Genomic DNA, 6,694 nt, shown 5'->3' with positions numbered 1-6,694 from the left:
AAGGCATTGCTGGTTTAGGTTTGCTGCCCCAACAGCTTTAACTGCGGCACATCCACAGCAATCCATTGTGGTTACAATAACAGCCCAGGCACCTTAAGAATAGGGTTTTAAGAGAGGTATAAGATGAAGAAGATTTTTGCATCATTATGCTTGCTTTGTCTTCCCCTGGTTTGTAATGCCGCTGGATTAGCCACAGAGCTTGGCGAGGCAGTATTGGATGGCCTGGTAATGGGACAAGATTACAACCTAAGAGAGCTAGGCCTTCCCTTTACAGTTATAAACACAGGCGATGAGGAGATAGAGCTTGTCATTGAGCCAGTTATTCCCGATAGCCCAAAGCAAGGATATGAGCCAATCCCAGAGATTTCTTGGGTAAATATATCACAAACAAGCTTTAACCTAAAGCCAAAAGAAAGGGCTCTCTCGGATATAATCATTAAGATTCCCGAAGACAAAAGCCATATTGGCAAGAAATATCAGGTAAATATCTGGTCTCATACAAAGGAAGAACTAGGGGCAATCTCTGTGGGTCTTTCAAGCAGGCTACTCTTGCATATCAAAGAAGAACAAGAGATACCTCCAAAAATGCCAGAGACAATGGCATTTGGTCTTATTCCAGAGTCTTTAATGATAAAGGGGGTAAAGCCAGGCTATGTTTTTGAAGTAAATGTGCCATTGATTATTGAGAATAAGCAAGGTGTGCCTATGGATTGCACCTTGGAGACCATAAGGGTTTCTTCCTCATACATAAGCCTTGATGAGGGCTGGGAGGATTGCCCAAATCCAGGATTTCTTATCCTAGATGAGAGGGATATAAGCCTAAAACCTTGGGAGAGAAAGGAGGTCAAGCTTTATCTTGCATTTGTAAAGGATAAGGGATACAGGAAGAAGAATTATCTCTTTATTGTACGGCTAAAGGGCATTACCATACCCCTAGCCCTTTATTCCAAGGTCTATGTTAAAACAAAGTAAGCCATTTTTCCTTTTTTATTGGTTAGATTCTGCCTCTCATATTACCATTAAGCTCTACAATGTAGCATTAGAGCCTGTAGCAGTGATCGAGGAGGAAAAGGATAAGGGATGGCAAACAACTATGTGGAATACATCATATGTTGCCCCTGGCATCTATATCTACAGGATTGAGGCAGTTTCAAGGGATGGAAGGAAAAAAGCATTTCCAGTAAAGAAGATTGCCATTATAAAATGAGGATATTTGTTTTGTTTTTATTGCTTTCAGCAAGTATATTTGCAAAAGATAATGAAACAAGAGAGACATCCGCAGCATTCTTAAGGATGGGTGTGGGAGCAAGGGCTTTGTCTATGGGAGGGGCATTTTCTGCTCTCTCTGATGACCTCTCTGCCATCTATTGGAATACAGCGGGTCTTTCTGACATATCGGGCAATTTTGGATTTATGTTTAACAGGTGGCCGGGAGGGATTAACCACACCTTCTTTGGAGCAACAAAGCCTTTAGAAAAAGGAGGGGTTGGTATTGGCTTGCTCTGGGCAGACTATGGGGAATTTGAAATAAGGGATGAAAATGGAATTCTCCTTCCAAACACATTTAATCCCTATGATTTGGCAGTAATTACTGGCATTGGCTATCCCATTGCAGGAAGCCTTTTAGCAGGCTTAGGCCTTACCCTTATCCAGGAAAAAATTTATGAGGATGTTACCAGGACAGGTCTTGTTAACATTGACCTTTTATACAAAAGGAAAGGTATTTCATTTGGGCTTTGTTTTAAGAATTTAGGAGGAGGGCTTAAGGGTTTCTCGCTTCCAAGAGAGGCAAGGCTTGGATTTGCTTATAGAGAGGAGGGGTTTATCCTTTCCTCTGATGTAGTAGTCCCAGAGGATAGCAAGGGAAAGATAACCTTTGGGACAGAATATGGGTATGACCCCATTTGCTTAAGGATAGGCTATGAGAGGCTATTTGGAAGGGAAAATCTTACCAGCACAGGCTTTAGGCTTGGCTTTGGCGTTAAGATAAGGCCTTTATGCTTAATCCCTTTTTTAAGAACACAGATATCATAGTCACCCAATCGCTTATTTTCATCCTTTGCCCTTTCTCCAAATAGAATGATTTTATTGGGAGAGGTCTTTTTGACAATCCTTTTGACTATTTCCTCCAAAACATTATCCATTAGGTTTTATTAGCAATAAATTCCTCAGTAAGCCTTTTTGCCTCTGTATCTGAAAATTGCTTGAGCGGAGATTTCATAAAGTAAGAAGATGGCTCAATAAGGGCACCACCCATTTTTCTATCCAAGGCAAGCTTAAGGCATCTTATTGCATCAATTGCAACCCCTGCAGAGTTTGGGCTGTCCTCAACCGAAAGCCTCAATTCAAGGTTTAATGGGACATCGCCAAAACCCCTTCCTTCCATCCTGATAAAGCAGACCTTGTTGTCTTTCTGCCAAGGAACATAGTCAGAGGGACCAATGTGGATGTTTTCAGGAGCTAAAGGGGTTTTTAGCTGGGATTGGACAGATTGCGTCTTTGAGATTTTCTTTGATGCTAGCCTATCCCTGTTTAGCATATTCAAGAAATCTGTATTTCCTCCTGTATTTAGCTGGTATGTCCTGTCTAAAACAACACCCCTGTCTTCAAATAGCTTTGTCAATACCCTGTGGACAATAGTTGCTCCCACCTGGGATTTTATATCATCGCCAATAATGGGAATGTTCTTTTCCTTAAATTTCTTTTCCCAATCTTTATTTGAGGCAATAAATACAGGCATACAATTTATAACAGCGCAGGATGCCTTTAAAGCACATTCCATATAAAACTCTGTTGCATGTTGGCTTCCAACCGGAAGGTAGTTTATAAGAATCTCTGCACCCTTTTCCTTTAGGATTTTAACAATCCTTTCCATTGCCTCATTCCTTTTATCATCTGGAACAAAATCATCTAAATATTCATCAATAACAAATGTTTGGCTTTCTGGATAATTAAGCATATGCCTTGCCACACCATCCAATAAAAATCCAAGCTCAACCTTTACATTCATAAATGGCACATTACAAATCTTCTTTGTGCAGTTTGGCAACTGAAATATTGCCTCGGAAAGGTCTAAATTCACCTTTCTCTTGTCAATGTCAAAGGCAGAAACAAACTTAATGTCCTCTGGCTTATAACCACCAAGATTATGGTGCATAAGTCCAATAATATCTTCTTCATTTTTCCCTCTGTAATATTCAATCCCCTGAATTAGAGAACTCGCACAATTCCCAACGCCAACAATAGCAACCTTAATCTTTTTCATTGCACAATTTCCTCCTTTCGCTTCGCTCATTTTCTTTGCATAGACAACCCTTGCATTTTTTATTATACAATTTACAATAGGCAATTTGCAACTTTTTTCTATCAGAGAAACCTGTTAAAGCCCCTTAGTAATTGAAATGTGGGTGTGTTGACTAACGCTACGTTATTTGATAAATGTTAGCTAACGATACCCACCTATTTGTTGTATGGGACGATTAACACGAATAAGTTGACCTAAAAGCTGTTTTTGTAACTCAATGGCTTTGTGGATTCGTTGAGCTTGACCTACAAAGTCAAGATCAAACGTGCACACGATTATGCCTGCATGGTTTGGTTGTACATTATGCAAACGAATAAAATGTTTACGATTCAACGTCAAGAGAGTCCTATCTTCATCATTGGCAAAAGCTAATACATTCTCGTCTGATACTGATTGTCCAGCCTTACCCGTTTCATGGATAGTCAGAACATCATGTCTCAATCGCCGGAGTTCTTCCACAACAGGTAGAGGGAAATTCTCGTTAGCGTATAGTCGGGCCATATTCTAATCCTCCTCATTCTCGCGGATTTGCTGCTCTATCTCATCTCGATGTGAACGAAAGTAGGCCCAGGCATTAGCTAAATCTTCAGCCCGCAAGGTTGGATAGCACCTTAATAACTCTGCCTCGCTTGCTCCCAATCGCCTGGCTTGCACTAAAATCCATACAGGAATTCGGGTACGAACAATACATGGTTCCCCACCACAGACACCTTCACTACTTTCGATGTCAGGAAAGGCATCGCCAAGATCACATACTATCCATTGAAGCACCTGAGCCTTTTCTGCCCGAGACATAATGGATAGTAGTTTCTCCATCTCTTGCAAGGAACTACTCATTTATATCACCTGCCTTTTGAGCCTAACGACTGAGCTCAGCCGCCGAGCGTAAGCGAGGGTCAGGTGCAGCGAGTGGTTAGGCATATTGTTTTTGTCTCTTAATAATATCAATTAATGATCTTAATGCTTGATTTACAGATTCATGGTCAGGGAAAAATTTGATAACATCAGTATCAATAACTACAACATTTGTCCCTTCGCAGTATTTTTTTGCGTATTTTCCCTGAATACCTTTGCTGAAATCATATTCTTCAAGCATATTTCGATCTTTTTGCATTCTCTTCATATTGTCTCCTTTCATTTTTTGTTGCCTTTCTTGCGCTTATTATTCTAATTTTATCTCCTCTTTCTGTATGAACAGTTACTAACACACGATGTTTAACTGAATTCCCAATTAAAATAAATCTGTCTTCTTGCTCAGAATGTAACGGATCATAGATTGTTAATGATAGTATATCGCTAAAAGTTGTGCTGGCTTCATCAAAAGATATCCCATGGACATTTTTGCTTTTCTTGGATCCCACTCAAATAATATTTCATTTTACCAATTCATCTTGAGTGTTAATATTCTATTTGCTTAACGACAGAGTTCAGCCGCCGGCGTTTACACCGTCCGCTGCAATGAGTTGTTAGGCATTATCTTATTATCCTGTCTTAATTATACCACAACAATCAGTTATACGCAACTATTGTTTTCGTTTCATATATTTATACTACCATTCAATCATTCTTGCCTAACGACAGAGCTAAGCTGCGGCGGGCTTGCCCGGCGGTCAGCTTCAGCGATTTGTTATGTCGCCATTGATACTATGCTAAAATGTCTCATAAGTATATTTATCCTTGGTCTTTCCACATAAACAATATCAATGTTATTCCTCTTTAAATGATTGATAATATCATCTACTGAGTAAACACCCATATAATTATTTAATAAACCTTTAAAGGTTCTGGCTGTAAAGCGTGGAAGTGCAAGGTCATTTAAAATATACATTCCATTTGATCTTAAAACTCGACTTACTTCATCTAATACTTTATCCCAATTTGGAATATGATGCAAAACATCAAACGATAAAACCAAATCAAATTCATTCTTTTCAAATGGAAGTTCTGTAGCATCTGCTTCAAAAAACCTTAAGGAATCATTTTCCTTATTATTACTTTTTGCTCTTTCTATCTGTTCAGGATCTAAATCGATTCCTGTTACCGTCCATTTGTAGGTTTTCGCCAAATATGATGCGAGAAAACCTATGCCGCATCCAACTTCCAACACATTGTTGGTATTCTTCAAATTACCTTGCTTGAATAAGTGCTCTGCAACTTCTATGTTTTTTTTTCACTTGCCTTATGCTATTCACAAATCGTTTTTCCAATTTACTCATTCTCATTATAGGATCACTCCTCTCAACGCTAAGAGCCTATTTGAAATCGACATAACGACTGAGCTCACCTGCCCGAGCGAAGCGCGGGTCAGGTGCAGCAATTGGTTAGAAGGATTTTTCAAACATTTCATCTGCAATGTTTCCTTCACAAATTTTAGTTGCTGGACCTCTCATTGTAGCTGAAAAATTATCGTCAAGCTGAATTTTAATTTGTCCGCCGGGCATGTGAACTGTAATATCGGCATCGCATAGTCCAAGTCTATGAGCTACAGCCGCTGCCGCAGTGCTACTGCTACCAGAAGCCAATGTGTATCCTGCTCCTCGCTCCCATATTTCAATCTGGATGTTATGACGATCTATGACCTTCATGAACTGAACATTCGTGCGATTCGGAAATCGAGAATCTGTTTCAATTAACGGGCCATAGCGATGGGCCACTTCTGACGTCGGATGCTCCGTAAGTACAACACAGTGAGGGTTGCCGACTGTTGCAGCGCAGAATTTCAAAACATTGCCATCTATTTCGATTTCTTCGTTTAACACTTCTCGTGAAGTCCCAACAACAGGGATATCTGCGCTATTGAAACTTACACCACCCATTTCCACCTTCACGCTCTTGCCGTTAGCACTGACTTCACATGATACAACCCCACCGAGCGTCTCAACAGTGAAAGGCATGCTGTTAACGAGACCCTTATCCCAAAGGTATCTTGCAAAGATTCTCAGACCATTTCCGCTTTTCTCTGCTTCGCTTCCGTCAGGATTGTAAATCTTCAGACCGAAGTCACACGATTGACTGTCCAAAGGGCCAAGCAATATGCCATCAGAACCAACGCCATAGTTTCGGTGACATATCAAACGGATCACATCCTGACTAATCTCATTTTTGAGATCTGCAGGATGGGTTATGATGTAGTCGTTACCAAGAGCATGATATTTTGTGTATTTCATTTTTCCTTCTAACCTTAGATTATACTGCCTATTGGCAGTTTTATATTACTGCATATAAGTTAGCTATTTATAGAATAGTATAAAATAAAATATCCTGTCAAGAAAAATTGTAACTATTCACCCTATAGGGAAATAAGGAATGTATATGTTTAGATAATGTTAAGGAAAATAATGAAGCCAAAGAATAAAAATCCCAATGTCCAAATCCCAATGACAAATGAAA

Annotated in this window: 9 protein-coding genes and 1 pseudogene; 3 read left to right on the top strand and 7 right to left on the bottom strand. The window is 39.7% G+C overall.

Going from position 1 to position 6,694, the window contains the following annotated elements; genetic code table 11:
* The first annotated feature begins 123 nt into the window (after window positions 1–123).
* Genes AB1630_09210 through AB1630_09200 form a run of 3 tightly spaced genes read left to right on the top strand, consistent with a single transcriptional unit; the run spans window position 124 to window position 2,034 of the window.
* Window positions 124–972: a hypothetical protein gene (locus tag AB1630_09210; GenBank protein ID MEW6103968.1), complete on the top strand. Its 849-nt coding sequence runs from the start codon at window positions 124–126 to the stop codon at window positions 970–972.
* Complete coding sequence (locus AB1630_09205) at window positions 956–1,207, top strand: hypothetical protein (GenBank protein MEW6103967.1); 252 nt, start codon at window positions 956–958, stop codon at window positions 1,205–1,207. Before AB1630_09210 ends, AB1630_09205 begins: the two co-directional genes overlap by 17 nt.
* Window positions 1,204–2,034 (top strand): PorV/PorQ family protein, encoded by an 831-nt coding sequence (locus AB1630_09200; GenBank protein ID MEW6103966.1) that lies wholly within the window; start codon window positions 1,204–1,206, stop codon window positions 2,032–2,034. Before AB1630_09205 ends, AB1630_09200 begins: the two co-directional genes overlap by 4 nt.
* Before the next feature lie 109 nt (window positions 2,035–2,143).
* Here the strand turns inward: AB1630_09200 and AB1630_09195 are convergent, their stop codons facing one another.
* The 7 genes and pseudogenes from AB1630_09195 to dapF all read right to left on the bottom strand — a co-directional run bounded on the left by AB1630_09195 (window position 2,144) and on the right by dapF (window position 6,471).
* Window positions 2,144–3,265, bottom strand: a complete 1,122-nt coding sequence (locus AB1630_09195) for an inositol-3-phosphate synthase (protein ID MEW6103965.1) — start codon at window positions 3,263–3,265, stop codon at window positions 2,144–2,146.
* A gap of 180 nt (window positions 3,266–3,445) precedes the next feature.
* Window positions 3,446–3,805 carry a DUF5615 family PIN-like protein gene (locus AB1630_09190; protein ID MEW6103964.1) on the bottom strand — a complete coding sequence of 120 codons (360 nt, stop codon included), beginning with the start codon at window positions 3,803–3,805 and terminating at the stop codon, window positions 3,446–3,448.
* Window positions 3,806–3,808: 3 nt separating this feature from the next.
* Window positions 3,809–4,141 (bottom strand): DUF433 domain-containing protein, encoded by a 333-nt coding sequence (locus AB1630_09185; GenBank protein MEW6103963.1) that lies wholly within the window; start codon window positions 4,139–4,141, stop codon window positions 3,809–3,811.
* A gap of 76 nt (window positions 4,142–4,217) precedes the next feature.
* Window positions 4,218–4,442 carry a hypothetical protein gene (locus AB1630_09180; protein MEW6103962.1) on the bottom strand — a complete coding sequence of 75 codons (225 nt, stop codon included), beginning with the start codon at window positions 4,440–4,442 and terminating at the stop codon, window positions 4,218–4,220.
* Window positions 4,393–4,676, bottom strand: a pseudogene (locus AB1630_09175) (BrnT family toxin). The gene AB1630_09180 and the pseudogene AB1630_09175 overlap by 50 nt, the downstream one beginning before the upstream one ends.
* A 255-nt stretch (window positions 4,677–4,931) precedes the next feature.
* Window positions 4,932–5,465, bottom strand: coding sequence for a class I SAM-dependent methyltransferase (locus AB1630_09170; protein MEW6103961.1), 534 nt, complete (start codon window positions 5,463–5,465; stop codon window positions 4,932–4,934).
* A 160-nt stretch (window positions 5,466–5,625) separates the two neighbouring features.
* On the bottom strand, window positions 5,626–6,471 hold the full coding sequence (gene dapF / locus AB1630_09165) for a diaminopimelate epimerase (protein MEW6103960.1): 846 nt from the start codon (window positions 6,469–6,471) through the stop codon (window positions 5,626–5,628).
* Window positions 6,472–6,694 lie beyond the last annotated feature (223 nt).

This window comes from bacterium, assembly GCA_040753555.1.
GTDB lineage: Bacteria > UBA9089 > UBA9088 > UBA9088 > UBA9088 > JBFLYE01.
Note: the sequence above shows the minus strand (reverse complement) of the source record. Positions and strands in the feature narration are given on the sequence as shown.

Coding starts and splice junctions, on each gene's coding strand:
- AB1630_09205 (MEW6103967.1), top strand. CDS start 956: ATGTTAAAACAAAGTAAGCCATTTTTCCTTTTTTATTGGTTAGATTCT.
- dapF (MEW6103960.1), bottom strand. CDS start 6,471: ATGAAATACACAAAATATCATGCTCTTGGTAACGACTACATCATAACC.
- AB1630_09185 (MEW6103963.1), bottom strand. CDS start 4,141: ATGAGTAGTTCCTTGCAAGAGATGGAGAAACTACTATCCATTATGTCT.
- AB1630_09180 (MEW6103962.1), bottom strand. CDS start 4,442: ATGAAAGGAGACAATATGAAGAGAATGCAAAAAGATCGAAATATGCTT.
- AB1630_09195 (MEW6103965.1), bottom strand. CDS start 3,265: ATGAAAAAGATTAAGGTTGCTATTGTTGGCGTTGGGAATTGTGCGAGT.
- AB1630_09210 (MEW6103968.1), top strand. CDS start 124: ATGAAGAAGATTTTTGCATCATTATGCTTGCTTTGTCTTCCCCTGGTT.
- AB1630_09200 (MEW6103966.1), top strand. CDS start 1,204: ATGAGGATATTTGTTTTGTTTTTATTGCTTTCAGCAAGTATATTTGCA.
- AB1630_09190 (MEW6103964.1), bottom strand. CDS start 3,805: ATGGCCCGACTATACGCTAACGAGAATTTCCCTCTACCTGTTGTGGAA.